Here is a 17606-nt window from a genome sequence, read left to right as displayed (position 1 = left end):
AGGACTCTTCCTTGCAGTTTGATGAAAATGGTTTATGCCAGTGTGCTGAAATGATTGGGATTAATTTCATCCAACACGTCCTTGTGGAAATAATTTAACGACGGGCGGCGTAATCGTTTTGCCGAGGATTTCAGGTGAGTACTTTGCTGTACGGCCGCCGGATCCCGCTCCGTCCGGATATCCAGCACATAAGGTTTGTTTTCATTCAGAACAAACTGAATGGCTTCTCTCAGCGCGGTGTTCAGGTCGCTGGTTTGCTCAACAATCTTCCCTTGGACGCCAGCGCCCATTGCATCGGCAATCTGCTGAAAATTCAGCTGCGGATGTTGCAGCGACAGATAATCCACCTCGTAATTGTGATAGCTGGCCGGATCCGCCGGGTCTGGTTCAACCGGTTTTTTCTTCGGTTCCCAGTCGTAGGAATCGATCACTTCTTCCAGTCCGTTTTGCAGCGTGTGGTATTCCCGGTTGTTGGTGATGATGTAAAGCACCGCCAGATCATATTTGGCAGCACTCCACCAGACCTGCGGGTAAAACAGCGACGACCCATCACCGACGGCATTGATCACCAGTTTTGGCGTCACACCCTGAATCGCTGTGGGCTGAATCTTGATGCCGAGTGAGGCTGGCATCGACCAACCCAGCGAGCCGCCGGAGACGCAGTAATAACTGATTGGCCGGCTCATCTCTTTGTTCAGCGGCATCAGATACTGAAAACTGGGGCTGTCGGAAACGGCTTCATGAACATAGACAAACTGGTTGGCGAGCCCTTGCTCAGTGATGGCCTGAGATAAATAGTGCGGGATCAGCGCGGGATTAATACACGCGGCCGGGGTCTCTTCCGCCTGTTTCAAATAGGCATTCCAGTCCTGACGGCGTTGCTGACTGAGCTGCTGTAAATGCTGGTTGCGCGCATCTCTGGCCTGTTGCTGCTCCGGCGTCACCGGGAGCCCAGCCATGACGTCATTGAGTTTTTCCAGGCTGGCCCGGATGCCGCCCAGAACGGCGTGGCTGCCGTAATAGTTTTTCCCGATATCCCAGGTGTTATTCGACAGATAGAGAATATCCACTGAGGGCGGAATCAGCGGCCCATCGGCATAGTTGAAGACTGTGACCTGAGCCTGATTGCTCCAGCCGACCAAAAACGCAACATCATGCTGCTGAAACACGGCCTGCAGCATCGCCTGGTTTCCCGGTAACTCGCCTTGCCAGTGGATATCATCGTTCGGAAAGTTGGCAAGGCTGCTGAAAGTTTGCAGGGCGACGGGCGCCCCGACCGTTTGCGCCAGAATACCCAGCTGTTGTGCGGCATCATCATAACCCACGCCATCACCTGCGATGATGATGGGATTTTTGGCTTCAGAAAAACGCTGTGCCAAACGCTGAATTTCGTCTGTATCGCCCGTGAAATTGGTGGGAATACGGGTGATACCCGGCAGCTTTTGTGGCTGGTTGGGCAAGGGGCTGACCATCATGAATTCCCAGGGGATGGAAATAAAGACCGGGCCGCAAGCCGGTGCTTTGGCTTCCTTGAAGGCCCGTTGTAATACCATGGGGAATTCATAGGGTGTACGCAGTTCATGCGACCATTTGCAGTACTGTTTCGCGAGTTCAGCAATGTTGGATGACAGTAAGGGTTCTTGCGTGACCAGTTCATTTTGCTGCTGACAGCAGAGAATGACCAAAGGAGTATGAGAACGGTAGGCATTGAATAAGTTGCCGATCCCGTGGGCAATTCCGGGGGTAATGTGAACCACCAGCACACCGGGTTCTCCGGTCATGCGGGCCGCACCCATGGCTGCCCCCATTGCAATGTTCTCATGCAAACATTCGACGTATTCCACGTTGTTTTCCGGGTAGGACGTACCATCGATAATCGGAATTTCATTGGTGCCGGGGACACCGAATATTTGACGGATACCGAGCTGGTTTAATGCATCGTATAAATAATCACGCATGATGCGTGGCGGTAGGTCAGACATGATTTTTCCTTATTGAAATCGGGGACAACGACCTCCCAATTGGTAAATAAAATGTTAAATTTTCTTCCGGCTTATCGAACTTAGGTCAGAGGAATAGTGCATACAAATTTCATTCAGGCTGGGTACAAGTTGAAATAATGCATCTTTGATTGGTGCATTTGAGTCAGACATTTTGGGGATTGATATCAGAGAACAAGGTCACATTTTTTGTAACTGTCTGTTTTACTGATAAATATCAGAGGGAAATGAATTGTGTTGAAAAGATATCTTTTTATAATCGTCGGATTTTTAAATACTTTTTTATCGGCAGCTGATCAACCAACTTTTAATTCCCTGAAGTCAGTGAATTCAGAACAAAGAAAATTTCAGATTAGAAAAAATATCGGAATTCAGGAAATGAACTGAAATTAAAATGATATCAAGTGAGGGGGAGGGGAATGCATCGAATCAATGTTATTGGTACCAGTGGCAGCGGGAAATCGACTTTTTGCCGGAAACTGGCACATGTTCTGGGGTATCCGCATATTGAAATGGATGCTTTGTTCTGGAAACCCAACTGGGCAGAATCGACGGACGAAGCATTTTTGTTGGCCATTGAACAGGCGCTCGACCAGCCGCAATGGATTCTGGACGGGAATTATCACCGAACGGCAGCCCTCAAATGGCGTCATGCGGATACTGTCATCTGGGTAGATTATTCGTTTACCCGCACGCTGTTTCAGGCGGTTCAACGCGCGGTGATCCGCTGCCTGAGCAAACAGGAACTTTGGCCGGGAACGGGCAATCGGGAATCATTCCGGAAAACCTTTCTGAGCCGGGATTCCATTATCTGGTGGACAATAAAAACCTACAGCAAAAACCGTGCGCGCTATCTGAGCATGATGTCGGATCCCAATTTTGCACATATTCAATTTGTTCAGCTACGCAGTCCGGCACAGGCAAATCAGCTGATCCAACAGCAAAAGCACATGAAAACATTGGGCACTGAACCGACATCGAATGAATGAGGAAAATCAACACCATGATCCGAACGTTTACAGCAGCAGATATGGACACTGTTTTGTCAATCTGGCTGACAGCATCACTCAAAGCACACGATTTTATTGCGTCCGATTTCTGGCAGTCTCAGGTTGAGAATATGCGCAGCCTGTATTTACCGGTTTCAGACGTTCATGTGTATGAAGACCATGGCGCAGTGAAAGGCTTTTATGCTTTGTATGAGAACCAGCTTGCCGCGATCTTTGTCACGCCGGAGGCACAGGGGCAGGGCATCGGGAAGGCTTTGCTGAACCACGCTAAAATGCAGCACAAAATGTTGTCGCTGAATGTTTATCAACGCAACCAGGCCAGCTATCAGTTCTATTTATCTCAGGGGTTTCAGGTGACTGCAGAAAGCACCGATGAGCATACCGGTGAAGCTGAGTGGCAGATGGCGTTTTGTGCATCATAAAGTGCGACGGCTAGGATGCGATACGCAGCAACCCAGGTTGCGGTGAACTGCTGCGATCGAACCGCTTCTGCGAAATCCCTATTCTCTATTCCCTAGATCTAGCGAGAACCAGAGAGACTGTATCCGAATTGCGTTACTGGGGTGCTCCGCAGGTCGTCTTGACATTCGGGACGTTGCTGGCGAAATACTGAACAACTTCGGTCAGATCCAGCTTCAGGTACGCCAGAGTATGGGGTTGCTGAAAATGAGCATGGTAATCCGCCTCGCTGTCAAAGCGTTCCCAGAGCAGAAAACGTGAGTCATCCTGCAGGCAGCGGTGGAGCTGAAAAATGGAGCATCCCGGTTCTTGGAGCGTTTGTGCGCATAAGCGTTGCAGTGATTCAAAAGCAGTCTGAATATTGGCTCGATCTTTCACTTTCAACTCTGCGGTAATGTAATAACCTTGACTGAACACCATAAAAACTCCTGATTGTGAATGGCGAAACAAGGCTAACTGCTAGAGTTCACTCTAGGGCAAGCAGTTTTTCCTCATAAGCGTCAACTTTATATTCGACAATGGCCAATTCCTGATTCAGCCTCTTAATTTTTTTGATTATTTTTCAATGAACCTTTTGCGGTGTGAGCACTTTTTACATCACAGTTTCATTTACCTTTACTGTTTGTGCAAAACATTTGGAACAACCGATGATACTAAACTGATACCGGGTTGATACTGAATTGATCTCGACATCCATTTACTGTTTCAACTCATCCCAACAAAGGACGTTATCTATGGTATCGGAAGTAAAAACCCTGAATCGATCAGATTTGGCCGATGTTATTTTAGGGGCTCATTTTTATGCTTGTGGTGGTGGCGGCTCACAGGAAAACGGAGAAGAATTGCTCAAAGAAATAGACAAGCTCTTCACGTCAAAATCTGAGGTTCAAGTACAGTATATTGATATTCATGAGGTTCAGGATACGGATCAGCTTCCGGTGCTTGCTGCTATGGGAGCGCCGCAAAAATTTCTCCAGAAAGGATATCGATATTCTCCTGTCACGGCATTTCGTGACCTGGAGAAAGTTAAAAACACGACATTTTCAACATTGTCACCCGTTGAAACCGGACCCATTGCTTATGGCATGAGTTTACTGGTGGCGGCAGAAAGAAAGATACCGATGATTAATGGCGACGGTGGTGGCCGCGCTTTTCCATGCTTACAGTTATCGACCTTTGCAAATCTGGCATTAGAAAGTCCGATCTCTGTTTCACCCGGCGTACTCACATCGGAGAAGTCTCTGAAAGAAGATGGCGGCGTCATCGTGATTGATTGTGAATCGAGTGCTGATGTTGATGCAATGACGAGAGGGATTATCAGCAAATCGAAAAGTTTTGATGATCGTGCATCCCTTGCATCATTTGCAATGACAGGGCGTCAATTGAAGCAAACCAATGCCGTTGTTCCGGGTATGTTAATGAAAGCCAAAGCACTCGGTCGGCATATCAGAGAGTGTATTCAAGATCAGCTTTCCTGCTTTGATGCGATAGAAACACTGGAAGGTGCACATTGTGTGATGAAAGGGCGGCTGAGTAACGTCATCACAGTGACCGGTAATGGTTTTGACTGGGTCGCACAAGAATATCAGGCAGATCACACCGGGGAAAAATATTACGTCATTTCACAAAATGAAAATATGATTTTGTGGGCAAATGATTTAAGTACGCCCGTTGCAATGGCACCTGATTTGATTTGCTGCCTGTCCAGTGATGCTTCACTAATGAGCAATGACGAAATCATCGAAACATGGAAAAAAGACCGAGAAGATCCCCGACTCAAAGAGATGGCAATATTTACCGTTGATGCTGCCCCTCAAATTAATCAGCCTTGGTTCCACGAGCATTTTTCAGAGATATTTAAAAAATTTGGTTATTTTGGTAACTATCATCCGCCAATTAAAAATAAGATGAGAGGTTGAAATGTCGATGAAGATGAAGCTGAAAATTATTATTCCGGTCAATACAACAGAGTTTACTGAACAAATCTCGAAGAGTGTGAATCGGTTCAGAAGTGATCAGGTGACCATTGATTTAGAGCATATTGATCAGGGTACCCCATTTATTCAATCCCGGATTGATCTGACGATCAATGCCCCGTATGTCTTAGACAAAGTAATTCAGGCAGAACAAGACGGATACGATGGTGTATTTGTGACTGATATGGATATGTGTGGGGTTGAAGCCGCAAGACAAGCGGTCAAAATACCAGTTATTGGCGGATTCAGACCCAGCTTTTTTACTGCAATGTTGCTGAGTCAGAAGGTTTCGATTCTGACGGTTCGTGATGTGGTTGATCTTCAGAACGAACATGTGCGCGCTTTTGGCGTCACCGAGAATCTTGCATCGATCTTACCTCTGAATAAAAGCGTCAACGAACTGAAAGCGCCGTCTTCAGATGCGGAAGCAAAAATACTCGCGGAGTTATTCGAGCTGGCCTGCAAGGCCATTGAGCAGGATGGTGCAGACAGCATTATGTTTGGTTGTACCGGCTTTACCAATTTCTCTGCACCTTTAAGTGAATTGCTGACGGCGAAGTACAAACAGAATGTGCCCGTGATGGATCCGAACTGTTGTGCCATGGGGTATTTAATCATGCTGGTGGAGAATGGTTTATCTCAAAGTGGTTTGAGTTATCCCAATCAATAACAAGTTAATTGAATATTCAATTAATAATTATCATTGAGCAAGAGGTTTAGTTATACCTCTTGCTTTTTTATAGGAGATAAATAAATCATATGAAAAACGATAACCTATAATAGTGTCAGTGATATCGATACATCTTTAGTTTGTTTAGGTGAAAGATTTATAACCGACAAGTACTCACTATGAAAGATTTTCTCAAGGGTTATGTTATTTCCACCTTCTGAAAAAATGTCAATATTTTTAATTTCTGGATAATTAACATTTTTTTCTGCATTTAATAGGTATATGGTTGGTGTGCCACCTTGATAAATTAAAATCACAGCAAAGTCACCAGGAGAGTTAATTTTAAGTTGCATTCTTCTTGGATGCGTAAAAACTTTGTATACTTTCATTAACTCAAGCGGTTGTGAGATTCCATTGGCGTGTAAAGGGACGGACTCATTGAAACCGGGAGAAAATATATTAAAATCAATAGGGGTGTCTTTATAAATACTTGTATTGACAATTGTTATATTTTCACCCTTTGGATTTATTCTGTATAAACTATTCATGCCAACTAAAGCAGGTATCTCCCACTTTCTTATGATGTTGCTCCCAAGTAATACTGTGAGTTCACCTTTTGTTGCAAAAGGACTTTTGTTTTTTGCAAAAAGAATCAAATCCCCATCCGGGGTTCGGTTGAATTCTATTCTTTTTCCTTGGCTGATCTCAACAATACTTGCACGAGGACTTTCTTGTTTAATATTTAAAAGTGAACAACTTGATAAAAATAAAGCTATGACCCAAAAGAGTCTTTTAGCCATCTTACCTCCTGTTCTGGACGAAGGTTAATTCATATAGCACCAATATGAGTATGGTTTAAACGGTACTTCATAGAGAGAAGTACCGTTCAAATAACAATTTAACTTTTTATTTTCACAAACGAGATGCCACTGACATTTGGAGAAACATTAGCAACAGTTACATTAGAACCATAAAAGTTTTTCGAAACTTTTATGTAGTTACCGGTTGAAGAACCATTGTCTCCGATGGGTTCATAGGGTTCAGGCAGGTTACTACCATGTGCGAGGTTAACACCGTAGCAAGTCGCTTTAGCTCCAGTAAATTGTACAAAACAAGCAACATTTTGGCTGCGTTGACCAAAACTCAAGACCGCAGGACTTGCTGGCATTGAACCTTCACGTGTGAAAGGTGCTTCACAGGTGCATGTTTTCTCAAAAATTGGTGTAATTTCATGTTCTTGAGAATCCCGAGGTAGTTTACCCTGTTCATACATTCCAGGCCCGACTGCTGCGACCTTTACAGCTAATGTTTCTTCCGACTCAGAAGTCACTTCGAGGTTGATGTTTTGACCTTGATAGTCATGCACAAGCAGAGTTGGTAATCCATCTGTGTTAGGGGATAGTGTGAACTCTTTAATAATGCTCCCACCTGAAGTAATTTTCAACACAACATTACCTGAACTATTACTGACATTTTGCATCACGAGGACGGTGTCACCATTGATAGTATTTTTCAGGTTATAAGAATTCATTTTATTGGTAATGGTAAGTGGTTTTCCATTCCAGTCAACCAACTCATTAGTTAATGTCGTCATTTTAATATTCCTTGTAAGTTTGTTTTAAGTTTAACTATGTTTTTATATAATGCTTCTTCTGAATTTCTGATTCAGAATAATCCATATAATTTTATAAATTAGATGGATTTATTTTGTTTCTGAATAAATTCTGATTTCGATGATTGAAGACATAGACCAATTTGTTTGGATGTTATTTCTTCATCATCGTCAGTCCTTAATACAGCTCAAAAACAAATTAATGATATGATTTTTTCTCTGTATGTCTCGTATCAAACCAGCATCATGTGTAGAGCAGCAAGTATCATTTGGTATCAAAGATTTTATTTCATAATTAAAATCATAAAGTTATGAGATATTTAAACTTGAAAATATCATGCTGTTAACTATGATGATTCATCATATGGTGATGATGCTAGGGAAAGAAAATGGCAGAGACTGTCTTGATTGATGGCAAGAAGCTAAAGGAATTAAGGGAAAAACATGCTTTATCTCAGGAAGGGCTGGAGCATGCATGTAGTCAAAAGAAAGGGTGCAGTGTCTCAATTGCCACAATAAAACGTGCTGAGCTTGGAAGTTCATTGAGTAAAAGAACAGTTGCACGTTTAGCAAAGTTTTTTTCGATCTCCATCGAAGAATTGCTCAATACAACATCATTGGATGCTGAGGCAGAAAAAATACCTTGCCTTCAAAAGGTCGCTCTGACTTTGTGGGTGAGGGCCGGTTCAAAAATGATATTGAATGAAATATTGGATCGCATTTCCTATTTATCGCCTTTGATTGCTGAACGTTTCGGTAACACCTTGGTCGTTGTCTTGCCGTGTGTTCATGATGAAAAAAAGTTGTATTTAGCGCTCCAACAAGTCCTATTCAATCTTTCTCATCGAGTGACACCATATTTCAGAGCAATCATTTCAACGCAAATTCTGTCTCAACAGTTTGATGACCCTTGGCGTCTTGATGAAGCGTCCATTCATGAGATGTCAGAACTCGCTTTACAACTTGAAGAGGCAACAATACTGGTCTCTGATTCATTGGTCGAAGCCAGCGATCAATGTTTTGTATACGGTGACCAAGCCTTATTGGCTGGGTACAAAACGCTGGTGAAAAGAAATTGTGCTTCTTTCAGAGAAACACAAGGCAGAAGTCATGAAATTGAGCTGTTTCGTTATGCGATTGATAGGGTAAAACGTCAACGTGAAAACTGCCTTTTGGCGATTCAGGGCGTTCAGGGGATAGGGAAAAGTCATATGCTGAACGTTTTCGCAGATATGGTTGAAACGCAAGGCTGGCGAACGGTCAGACTGGATTTTCATCTCGCATCTGCACCCAATGAACTACTGTTGACTGCATTACATGAATTGTTATCAGACAGTGAAGGGGGGATGACTGATCAGCATGAGAATGAAGACGCTTTCAACAAACGGATAGAGCGGTTGGCGAGAAGCCTGGGACAGATTGGCTCTGTTTTTTTGTCAGTCGATAATTTCCACTTAATTGATGAGACCACGCTAGCGACACTGCTCCGAATCATAACAAAGTCTGAGAGTCAGACTTTGCTGATCGGCGCAGCTTTCTTACCGACCCGCGTTGCAAATCATCGTATTGAAGCGTTCAGTACAGTTCGAATTCCGGCGATCAACATGACTCTGATGCCACTCACACGTGGGGAAATGGCGCAATTACCTGTTGGCGCCTTTGATGTCACACCGGAGGCGATGGCCTCGAACTTAGATAGGGCTGAAGGGAATCCATCCTATTTCTATCAGCTTCTGATGTCACATGCTCAAAACAAAATTCCGACTGAAGTTGTTCTGTATCTTGAGAGCAAAATTGATGCGCTTCCGTCTGAATTGAACCGAGTAATGTCGTTCATTGTTTTGATGAATGACAACCTGACGCTTGCGGATTTCAATACGGTTGCGTCGCCTCATCCCGGTGTGATCGAAACATTGCTCGAAATGAAGCTGATCAGGTTGTCGTCAGAGAGCATGATTCGCGTGAATCATCCTTTTTTAAAGGATGTCATCCAACAGAAAATGAGCCATCAAGAGAAGCGGACGATTTACCTTTCCATGGCCAATTATCTGGCGTCTGGTGCGTCAGCAGCCTCTCAAGAAACACAACGACAGCTCATTGATTACTATACGAAGGCTGAGGTTTGGCAAAAGGCATCTCAAGCGTTGCTGAGTTTAGGAAGACAATGTATTGAATCGGGTGATTATCACTCGGCCAAACAATACCTTCACACCGCACTTGAAAGCCACCAGCGCCTCTCAGACCCTGAGCTGTGGCTTGATTTATTGTTTGAGATTTACCTGACTCAGGCAACAATCGCGCGGGTCACAAACGGCTGGGTAAGTCACAGTACAGTTGTTGCTTATCAACAATGTATCGCGCTTGCGAAACAGCTGCGTTGCGCATTTCGGCATTGTATTTCTTTAAGCGGTTTATGGGTGAGGCAACTGATGGCGATGGACTTTGAACTGTCTGAAAATACTGCAAATGAAATGCTTTCTCTTGCTGAGCAGTCTAATGACGACAGTTGCAAATCGCTTGCGCATAGTTGTTTGGCGAATACTCAGTTTTGGCTCGCAAAACATCAAGATGCAATTCGCAATGCAAAAGCGTCTTTCAAGTATTTTCAAACGATTGAAAATCAGGATGTCTATTTATCGATAGGTATTAACCCATTGGCTTTAGCTGGTTGTTTTGGTGGTTTGTCTGCCACACTCGCTTGTCGTGATGACGATGTCCGATTTTTTCAAAGCCGCCAACATGAAATAAGTTTTTTGAATGAGCCTTTTAGCTATGCCATTGTTTTGCAGGGGGAGATGTGGTCTGCTTATCATCAGAAAGATTTGCTGAAGGTCATTTCACTCTCGGATCAATTGCTGACGATCGCCGATTCCAATAATTTTCCATTTTATCGGGGTATCGCGTCCCTATTTAAGGGATGGGCATTATTTTTCACTACAACATTGAATGAAGAAAGTTCGCTGACGCTTGTTGAGGAGGGATATAACCATTGGCTGGCTTCGAGTGGCGATCAAATTGCACACTCCCTTTATTCACTGATGAAGGCTGAAATCTATTGTGACGTTGGTCGTATTGACGAAGCGCAGCGTATTTTAGAATACGGGATTGAAATTGCCCTTCAAAAGAATGAGGCCTGTTATTTATCCCCCATGTATGCGCTGCTGGCTTATATGAAAGAAGATCGGGCTGATTACATAAAACTGGCCCGAGAAATCGCGGTCGAACAAGGCGCACATTTGTTTCTCAATCAATTGGAATAGGTGAATGCGATCCTGGTGTTCACTCTAGGGCAAGCAGTTTTTCCTCATAAGCGTCAACTTTATATTCGACAATGGCCAATTCCTGATTTAGTCGTTCAATTTCCCGCTTGAGTGAGACCGCGTGCTTTGCCAGTAAATCTTGTCGATCTTTCAAAGAGCAATCCCCTTGCTGGCGAAGAGCCGCAAAGACTTTAATGTCTGCAAGCGGCATACCGGTTGATTTTAATCGCTGAATCCAGGCCAGCCATTCAAGATCTGAGGCGTGATAGATTCGTTGTCCGGCAGGATTGCGGTGAATAATTCTGAGCAGTCCTTCTTTCTCGTAGTATCTCAGGGTGTGAATTGAAAGATTGGTTTTCTGTGCAACTTCTGAAATGAACACAAAGGCTCCTGGTTGATCCTGTTATTCTTCGCTCATCTGACGGGATGAATCACAAGTGGTCATTTTTGCGCTGTAATTATTGTGATCCATCCAGTACGCGCGCCATGATGAACTTACTGCCTTCCCGGTCAATCACTTTAAAATGCCTCAATTCGTATAGTTTGACATTGTGAGATTCACAACGAAGACAGAGGTGAGGAATTCCGAGTTCTTTTGCTTTTTCTACGGCAAACTCAATGAGTTGTGTTGAAATGCCTTTTCCTCGGTATTGAGGCACAACATAAATGCCATCCAGCCAATACTGGTAAGCCGGATAATCGGGCAGCTCGCGAAATTTCAGTTCACCGGCCCCGGCGAGTTCTCCATTGAAATGTGCCACGAAAGCGAGCGGGACTGTTGTCCGGTTCGTCCCTTGCAGGAGTTTTTCCGTGATTGTACTTTTGGTTGCAGAAGGATGCAGGTGCAACCATTCATTCAGGTACCAGCCAGCAATGGTTGGGGCTGCTTCAGGGACATCGGCTAACAGTGAAATATTCATTTTACCTCAGGAATGAGTTGCAGTTTCTGCTTTGAGCGAATTGCTGTGGATACTCATGCATCCTCACAGAGTACTTTGGTGAGTAAGTGCTGTTTATTTCGGAATCCTGTTCTGGTGTAAAAGCTGATCGCTTCAGCATTGCCGGACCAGACATGAAGCTCGACACATGTTGCGCCTTTATCTTGCGACCAGTTTTCAAAGGTGTCCAAAAGCGCCCTTGCCAGGCCTTTACGTCTTGCCGAGGGGGCAACAACGATTTCTTCGACGTAGGCATAACATCTGGATTGCACCCAACGCTTGGACGAAACATGAACCACATGCCCGAGTAAAACGCCGGATACTGTCCCGTCGATTTCAGCGACGAGTAAGGACTGGTTGTCATCAGACAAAATGTCTTTCAGCTCCTGAACGGTGAACACATCATCCGTTTCCCGGACAACGTCCGGTGTCAGGGATGCATGATGTTTGTTTTCGATGATAAAAAGCCGGACTAAGGCTTCAAAATCCTTTTCTTGTGCTTGTCGTATCATCCATCTTTTCCTGGGTGTTCAATGGCGGTTTTCACTGGGCGTATCACGTAATATGGTTTCACCTGTTCGCGGGTTTGTGAGCGTGACATTCTCGAGAGCACGAATGCGCCATCCAGCATGGCATTTTTTCAGAACGGCGAGGATCAGGGTATCCAGTTCATGAGGTCCTGCCGGGTGCGCTTCGCCTGCTGACAGACGACTCCAAAAATGAATGATGGCGACATCGTCACTGATGTGGTCGATATCGATCAGCTGATTGCTCAACATTGAGTCCTGATAGATTGTTTCGTGAATAGGCGTATGAAGTGCGAGGATTTCATTGATCCCCCGAACATAGTGACCAAAGCGATTCACGAATGTAGCATCTTCAGTAAACAGACTGCCAAATGCCTGCATATCGTGAACATTCCAAGCGGTTTGGAATGCCTCAGGCATATCTTCTGGTTGACTTACATTGGTCATTACGTTGTGTCCCGTTACTTTTGGAGGTTCGTTCAACATGATGGCGTTGTTTCGCGCCAGGTGAACCCATATGTTTGGTCGTTCGCTATCCTGTCCGCCCTTCATTAAAACTTGGAATATCTGGTTGTAGGGCACACCAGTTTGCTTTGTAACGGGTATAAATCTGAGCATCAATCTGAACCGGAATGTCGCCATCAAATGTTGCGATGGCTAACTCAATGGCTTCAAAGGGAGCGCCTTTGACGCGAAACCCTATGCTCGAACCACATACCATACAAAAAGTCCGGATTGTGCCATTTGGCGCTGTAAATTCATTCAGCAGGCGTTGCCCGGACAGCCAAGTCAGCCCCTGAACGCCCACGAGGGTCCCGAATGCTGCACCATGGAATTTACGGCACATCGAACAATGGCAATTCGCTGCCTGCTTGTGAAAACCTTCGACGGCAAACTGAACGCCGCCACATAAACACGATCCCTGATATTGCTGACTCATCATGATATTTCCCATTTATCCTGAGGTTGGCGCCCGGATTGGAATATGCAGTCAGAAGCGTTGCTGTTTTACACACACTAGCTGAGGACTTTGCAGGTTCAGGCGAATACATCAATTGTCTCTGACGATAATAAACCCCTTCAATGTCGGATGACAGACCTTTTGGGGTGGTTCATTGGGTCGCTTATATGCATGTAAATCAAGGATATAAAAAGCATTTGTCTTGCGCGCGGAAACCATAAACAGACTCTATCCTGACCACAAAAAATTTTTGTGCTCACGGCCGTACTTTTTTATTGCACTGGTTACATGATGACCTTAATATCGCGCCGCTTCTTGATGATAGCCAATCCGAGTACATCACAGCTGACATGTGGCAAGGCGATAGAGCAACTATCCAAGAGTGACTTTGACTGCGCATCTGCGCTTTTTTTGACGCTCCACTTTTCATCACACTGCAATGAAAAGTGCTCATACATGTTGGAGGCTGATGATGGCTCACGCCCATTCGGTATTAGATTTTCAATCGTTCACCAATCAAACCCTGTCTGCGGAAGAAGTTCATTTAATTGAATCTTCTGTGGCGCAATTCGGTGCCCCGCTCCTGATGCTGGACTGCGATGTGGTTCGCCAGCAGTACCGTGTGCTGAAGCAGGCTTTACCGAATGTAACCCTTCATTTTGCGCTCAAACCGCTGCCGCTGCCGGCTGTGGTCAGAACGCTGCTGGATGAAGGCGCAAGCTTCGATCTGGCAACCACAGGTGAAGTTGAGCTGGTGGCGCAGGAATGTGTTCCTGCTGAACGCACTATTCATACGCACCCGATCAAACGTGATTCAGACATCCGTGACGCGCTGGCCTACGGTTGCAATGTATTTGTGGTCGATAACCTGAATGAGCTGGAGAAATTCAAGCCTTATCAGCATGACGTTGAGCTGCTGGTACGTCTGAGTTTCCGGAATTCAGAGGCTTTCGCCGATTTATCGAAAAAGTTTGGCTGCTCGCCTGAGCAGGCACTGACCATTATCGAAACGGCACAGGCGTGGAACATTCGTATCAAAGGTCTGTCATTCCATGTGGGTTCGCAAACCATGAACCCGCAGAAATACGTGAATGCGATCCGGACCTGTAAAGCGGTGATGGAGCAGGTGGTTGAACGTGGACTGCCGGCACTGAGCACACTGGATATCGGTGGCGGTTTCCCGGTCAGCTACACGCAGCAAGTGATGCCGATTGACCAGTTCTGCGTGCCGATCAACGAAGCGCTCAGTGAACTGCCGGAAACCGTGCAGGTGCTGGCTGAACCCGGACGCTTTATCGTGGCGCAGGCCGTCACCAGTGTGGCTTCCGTCATGGGGCAGGCGGAACGCGAAGGTCAGATGTGGTACTACCTGGATGACGGGATTTACGGTTCATTCAGTGGTTTGATGTTCGATGATGCCAAGTATCCGCTGGTCACCCTGAATCAGGGGGGCGAGTGTGTCCCGAGCGTATTATCCGGGCCTACCTGCGACAGTATTGATGTGATTGCAGAAAATATCATGCTGCCCAAGCTGGAGAATGGTGACCTGGTAATCGGCCGGATGATGGGCGCCTACACCAGTGCGACCGCGACTGATTTTAACTTCTTCAAACGGGCACAAACTGTGGTGCTGAATGAGTTTGCTGAAAACAGTGAACGCATGACCGGCTGAAGACTGAAAAAGCGCTCAACCTTGAGCGCTTTTTTGTTTATTCGGCGGACCAGAGATCATCAAGACTGAACCGGTACTTATAGGCCAGCACGACATTGTGCTCCTGAAAGTCATCCGTTTTATCACTCAGGACCGGGCTGAAGTTATACAGCATCAACATGTGGTTACCGACGTTGCCTTCCAGGTAAACATTGATTGCCATCCCCAGCCCGTTCTTGTTCACCTTTCGGATTTCACCGGATTCTGTCACTGAATTTGTGATCATATATTTCCCGGTTAAATCCAGATATCCCACGCCCAGCCCCGCCCCGATTTTGACATTCCAGTCTTTGGCGGCATGTCGGTTGAACTGGTAAAACACCACAGGAACGGCCGTGAGGGCATAAGCCTTGATCGAGGTGCCGAGATCGACGGTCTCTGTCCCGTCATTGATTTCCTGTCGATCGGCTTTAAAAAATGACCAGTCGACCTGAAACTGAACCCCAATGTTTGAGTTCTCAGAAAAGTAATACGGATCAGAGATCAGTGAAGCTGTCGGAAAAAGCTGGAAGCCACTGGTCATCACCGCCACTTCTTGATCTCCGTTTGAGAGATCCTCGATTTCAAGATGACTGAGTGTACTTTGAAGGCCGACCGCCAGTTCTATGGCTGAGCTTGTGAACGGAAAAAGAATCAGTGAGGCAATCAGGAAGGTGCGAAACATTCAGTGTATATGTCGGCGGCAGAAGAGGTGCGGAGTTTATCAGAGGCTCTGACCCCGAGCAACATATTGAAACTGAACAAGGAATGGGGATTTTACTTTGTCTGTCGGGCGTCTTGATGATATTCAGGGACAGCCAATGGAAACAGGGCAGGGAGATATTCCATTGGCTGTTTGAAGGCAGGCGTCTATTTTTGCGATGGTCAATTTTTGCAATGTTAGTGTCTGCGATGCTGATCTGCGCAATGCGGATGCCGTCCGAAAGTAAATTTCCCCGAACTATTTTCCGCTGTTGATGATCATTTCCAGGCGGTAATCCGCAACTTCATTTCTGCGCGCTGCGGAGCGCATCATGTAGACCCGCACTTTGTAGTCGCCGCTGGCAGGCAGCTGTCCTTCAAACTGATTTCCGTTCACCGAGCCGTTAAACATCGCGGCCTCATTTTCTCCCGGAGCCATAATGTTGAAATAGGTTGCGGTGTTTTTGGTGGCCATGCTGACATTCATGGTTTGTCCTTCTCGGGCATTGAGGACATAGTCGACGACTTCATAGCCTTGAATCGAGTCTTCGACGACTGCACTGGTTGCACCTTTCTGGAACTGTACGCGTTCTGTGCGGATATCATCAGCCGCCGCAGTCATCGTGGTCATGAGCAGAAAAAGGCCCAGGATCAGTTTGACGGGCGTCAGAACAACAAATTGAGTCTTCATGCGTTTTTCCTATGACTTGAGGGGATGAGTATGATGCATGCCCTGTCGGCCAGCAGGGGGGACTGTCTGACAGGGCATCATCATGGAAAGAAGTATGGCCGGAGTTTGAGTGAAGCCGTGTTCAAAGCGCGAGACTGGGCGGAGAAGGAATGCGATGAGATGCGTTGAAAGATAAATGACTCATTCCATTCAGAACTGTCCTGAACGCTGTGTGATTGCCTATGCTTAAAGCCATCAATGATTGCGTTTTTTTGACCTTTCATGATTGTTTTATCCGTTGTTTATTTGCGCTTGAAACAAGGCGGAACTTGCGCTTTGGGGATTGATGCAAGATGCGGTTCAGAGCTTATGGATTCCAATTCTGGTGAAAGTGATGGCGGGATATGATGCATGCATCGGATCAACATATGGCTTATCAAATCAGAGGCCTGACAAAAACCTATTTCACCGGAGAGATCGAGGTCAGGGCGCTGCGGGGCGTAGACCTTGAGATCCGGAAAGGAGAAATGGTTGTTTTGCTCGGTCCTTCGGGAAGCGGGAAATCAACTTTCCTGAATTTGATTGGCGGGCTGGATACTCCGACGGGCGGACAGATCATTTTCGAAGGCAATGAACTGTCCGGACAGGATGAACGATACCTCACCCAGTACCGACGTCATTATGCCGGTTTCGTTTTTCAGTTCTACAACCTGATCCCCAGCCTCAATGCCCGGGAGAATGTTGCACTGGTTTCAGATATTGTGCGTGATCCGATGCCCGTGGACGAAGCATTGGATATGGTGGGTCTGAAAGCGCGTGCTGACCATTTTCCTTCACAGCTTTCTGGCGGTGAGCAGCAGCGTGTTGCCGTGGCCCGGGCGCTGGTGAAAAAACCGAAGGTGCTTTTGTGCGATGAGCCTACCGGTGCGCTCGACAGTACAACAGGGATTAAGGTGCTGGACGCGCTTGTCGGAGTCAATGAAACGCTGGGCGCCACAACGATCATCATCACGCATAATGCATCGATAGCGGCGATTGGCGACCGGGTGCTGCATTTTGCCGACGGCAGGATCGTCAAAGAAGAACGGAATGAAAAACGGCAGCCCGCTTCGGCGCTGATGTGGTAATCGC

18 protein-coding genes are annotated in these 17606 nt (G+C 46.0%); 7 read left to right on the top strand and 11 right to left on the bottom strand.

Annotated elements, in window-relative coordinates:
• Nucleotides 1–32 precede the first annotated feature (32 nt).
• Entirely contained in the window at nt 33–1982 is a 1950-nt protein-coding gene (locus tag SPK40_RS16715) for a thiamine pyrophosphate-binding protein (protein WP_330961250.1), read from the bottom strand.
• Between the two features lie 437 nt (nt 1983–2419).
• On the opposite strand from SPK40_RS16715, the gene SPK40_RS16710 reads away from it, so the two are divergent.
• Both SPK40_RS16710 and SPK40_RS16705 read left to right on the top strand, forming a co-directional pair.
• Nucleotides 2420–2989 (top strand): adenylate kinase, encoded by a 570-nt coding sequence (locus SPK40_RS16710; RefSeq protein WP_330961249.1) that lies wholly within the window; start codon nt 2420–2422, stop codon nt 2987–2989.
• Nucleotides 2990–3003: 14 nt separating this feature from the next.
• Complete coding sequence (locus tag SPK40_RS16705) at nt 3004–3432, top strand: N-acetyltransferase (RefSeq protein ID WP_330961248.1); 429 nt, start codon at nt 3004–3006, stop codon at nt 3430–3432.
• A gap of 133 nt (nt 3433–3565) precedes the next feature.
• Here the strand turns inward: SPK40_RS16705 and SPK40_RS16700 are convergent, their stop codons facing one another.
• A complete protein-coding gene (locus SPK40_RS16700; RefSeq protein WP_330961247.1) occupies nt 3566–3889 on the bottom strand; it encodes a putative quinol monooxygenase in 324 nt (107 codons plus the stop codon).
• Between the two features lie 314 nt (nt 3890–4203).
• On the opposite strand from SPK40_RS16700, the gene SPK40_RS16695 reads away from it, so the two are divergent.
• Both SPK40_RS16695 and SPK40_RS16690 read left to right on the top strand, forming a co-directional pair.
• Complete coding sequence (locus SPK40_RS16695; RefSeq protein ID WP_330961246.1) at nt 4204–5388, top strand: DUF917 domain-containing protein; 1185 nt, start codon at nt 4204–4206, stop codon at nt 5386–5388.
• A gap of 1 nt (nt 5389) precedes the next feature.
• Nucleotides 5390–6115, top strand: coding sequence for an aspartate/glutamate racemase family protein (locus SPK40_RS16690; RefSeq protein ID WP_330961245.1), 726 nt, complete (start codon nt 5390–5392; stop codon nt 6113–6115).
• Between the two features lie 104 nt (nt 6116–6219).
• Here the strand turns inward: SPK40_RS16690 and SPK40_RS16685 are convergent, their stop codons facing one another.
• Together SPK40_RS16685 and SPK40_RS16680 are read right to left on the bottom strand one after the other, a co-directional pair.
• Nucleotides 6220–6915, bottom strand: coding sequence for a hypothetical protein (locus SPK40_RS16685; protein WP_330961244.1), 696 nt, complete (start codon nt 6913–6915; stop codon nt 6220–6222).
• A 98-nt stretch (nt 6916–7013) separates the two neighbouring features.
• Nucleotides 7014–7709: a hypothetical protein gene (locus tag SPK40_RS16680; protein WP_330961243.1), complete on the bottom strand. Its 696-nt coding sequence runs from the start codon at nt 7707–7709 to the stop codon at nt 7014–7016.
• A 407-nt stretch (nt 7710–8116) separates the two neighbouring features.
• Between SPK40_RS16680 and SPK40_RS16675 the strand changes: the two genes are divergently transcribed.
• A complete protein-coding gene (locus tag SPK40_RS16675) occupies nt 8117–10987 on the top strand; it encodes a helix-turn-helix domain-containing protein (RefSeq protein WP_330961242.1) in 2871 nt (956 codons plus the stop codon).
• A gap of 19 nt (nt 10988–11006) precedes the next feature.
• Here SPK40_RS16675 and SPK40_RS16670 read toward each other — a convergent pair whose 3' ends face one another.
• From SPK40_RS16670 to SPK40_RS16650, 5 genes are all read right to left on the bottom strand, one after another.
• Complete coding sequence (locus SPK40_RS16670) at nt 11007–11369, bottom strand: MerR family transcriptional regulator (RefSeq protein WP_330961241.1); 363 nt, start codon at nt 11367–11369, stop codon at nt 11007–11009.
• A gap of 76 nt (nt 11370–11445) precedes the next feature.
• Nucleotides 11446–11907 carry a GNAT family N-acetyltransferase gene (locus SPK40_RS16665; RefSeq protein ID WP_330961240.1) on the bottom strand — a complete coding sequence of 154 codons (462 nt, stop codon included), beginning with the start codon at nt 11905–11907 and terminating at the stop codon, nt 11446–11448.
• Between the two features lie 53 nt (nt 11908–11960).
• Nucleotides 11961–12437, bottom strand: coding sequence for a GNAT family N-acetyltransferase (locus tag SPK40_RS16660; protein ID WP_330961239.1), 477 nt, complete (start codon nt 12435–12437; stop codon nt 11961–11963).
• An 18-nt stretch (nt 12438–12455) separates the two neighbouring features.
• Entirely contained in the window at nt 12456–13034 is a 579-nt protein-coding gene (locus SPK40_RS16655; RefSeq protein ID WP_330961238.1) for an SgcJ/EcaC family oxidoreductase, read from the bottom strand.
• Nucleotides 12985–13395, bottom strand: a complete 411-nt coding sequence (locus tag SPK40_RS16650) for a GFA family protein (protein WP_330961237.1) — start codon at nt 13393–13395, stop codon at nt 12985–12987. Before SPK40_RS16650 ends, SPK40_RS16655 begins: the two co-directional genes overlap by 50 nt.
• A gap of 490 nt (nt 13396–13885) precedes the next feature.
• On the opposite strand from SPK40_RS16650, the gene SPK40_RS16645 reads away from it, so the two are divergent.
• Nucleotides 13886–15085, top strand: coding sequence for a type III PLP-dependent enzyme (locus tag SPK40_RS16645; protein WP_330961326.1), 1200 nt, complete (start codon nt 13886–13888; stop codon nt 15083–15085).
• A gap of 37 nt (nt 15086–15122) precedes the next feature.
• On the opposite strand, the gene SPK40_RS16640 is transcribed toward SPK40_RS16645, so the two are convergent.
• Together SPK40_RS16640 and SPK40_RS16635 are read right to left on the bottom strand one after the other, a co-directional pair.
• Nucleotides 15123–15788, bottom strand: coding sequence for a hypothetical protein (locus SPK40_RS16640; RefSeq protein ID WP_330961236.1), 666 nt, complete (start codon nt 15786–15788; stop codon nt 15123–15125).
• Nucleotides 15789–16064: 276 nt separating this feature from the next.
• Nucleotides 16065–16496, bottom strand: a complete 432-nt coding sequence (locus SPK40_RS16635) for a hypothetical protein (protein WP_330961235.1) — start codon at nt 16494–16496, stop codon at nt 16065–16067.
• A 407-nt stretch (nt 16497–16903) separates the two neighbouring features.
• Here SPK40_RS16635 and SPK40_RS16630 point away from each other — a divergent pair, with 407 nt between their 5' ends.
• Nucleotides 16904–17602, top strand: a complete 699-nt coding sequence (locus SPK40_RS16630) for an ABC transporter ATP-binding protein (RefSeq protein ID WP_330961234.1) — start codon at nt 16904–16906, stop codon at nt 17600–17602.
• The last annotated feature ends 4 nt before the right edge of the window (nt 17603–17606 follow it).

This window comes from Photobacterium sp. 53610 (genome assembly GCF_036409375.1).
Taxonomy (GTDB): Bacteria; Pseudomonadota; Gammaproteobacteria; order Enterobacterales; family Vibrionaceae; genus Photobacterium.
The sequence above is the reverse complement of the archived record's forward strand: the minus strand, read 5'-3'. Positions and strand labels throughout refer to the sequence as shown.

Excerpts from the sequence above, each read along its gene's own strand:
- SPK40_RS16630 (WP_330961234.1), top strand. The coding sequence starts at position 16,904 with ATGGCTTATCAAATCAGAGGCCTGACAAAAACCTATTTCACCGGAGAG.
- SPK40_RS16675 (WP_330961242.1), top strand. The coding sequence starts at position 8,117 with ATGGCAGAGACTGTCTTGATTGATGGCAAGAAGCTAAAGGAATTAAGG.
- SPK40_RS16710 (WP_330961249.1), top strand. The coding sequence starts at position 2,420 with ATGCATCGAATCAATGTTATTGGTACCAGTGGCAGCGGGAAATCGACT.
- SPK40_RS16715 (WP_330961250.1), bottom strand. The coding sequence starts at position 1,982 with ATGTCTGACCTACCGCCACGCATCATGCGTGATTATTTATACGATGCA.
- SPK40_RS16690 (WP_330961245.1), top strand. The coding sequence starts at position 5,390 with ATGTCGATGAAGATGAAGCTGAAAATTATTATTCCGGTCAATACAACA.
- SPK40_RS16705 (WP_330961248.1), top strand. The coding sequence starts at position 3,004 with ATGATCCGAACGTTTACAGCAGCAGATATGGACACTGTTTTGTCAATC.
- SPK40_RS16685 (WP_330961244.1), bottom strand. The coding sequence starts at position 6,915 with ATGGCTAAAAGACTCTTTTGGGTCATAGCTTTATTTTTATCAAGTTGT.
- SPK40_RS16695 (WP_330961246.1), top strand. The coding sequence starts at position 4,204 with ATGGTATCGGAAGTAAAAACCCTGAATCGATCAGATTTGGCCGATGTT.
- SPK40_RS16640 (WP_330961236.1), bottom strand. The coding sequence starts at position 15,788 with ATGTTTCGCACCTTCCTGATTGCCTCACTGATTCTTTTTCCGTTCACA.
- SPK40_RS16650 (WP_330961237.1), bottom strand. The coding sequence starts at position 13,395 with ATGATGAGTCAGCAATATCAGGGATCGTGTTTATGTGGCGGCGTTCAG.
- SPK40_RS16665 (WP_330961240.1), bottom strand. The coding sequence starts at position 11,907 with ATGAATATTTCACTGTTAGCCGATGTCCCTGAAGCAGCCCCAACCATT.
- SPK40_RS16635 (WP_330961235.1), bottom strand. The coding sequence starts at position 16,496 with ATGAAGACTCAATTTGTTGTTCTGACGCCCGTCAAACTGATCCTGGGC.
- SPK40_RS16645 (WP_330961326.1), top strand. The coding sequence starts at position 13,886 with ATGGCTCACGCCCATTCGGTATTAGATTTTCAATCGTTCACCAATCAA.
- SPK40_RS16660 (WP_330961239.1), bottom strand. The coding sequence starts at position 12,437 with ATGATACGACAAGCACAAGAAAAGGATTTTGAAGCCTTAGTCCGGCTT.
- SPK40_RS16700 (WP_330961247.1), bottom strand. The coding sequence starts at position 3,889 with ATGGTGTTCAGTCAAGGTTATTACATTACCGCAGAGTTGAAAGTGAAA.
- SPK40_RS16680 (WP_330961243.1), bottom strand. The coding sequence starts at position 7,709 with ATGACGACATTAACTAATGAGTTGGTTGACTGGAATGGAAAACCACTT.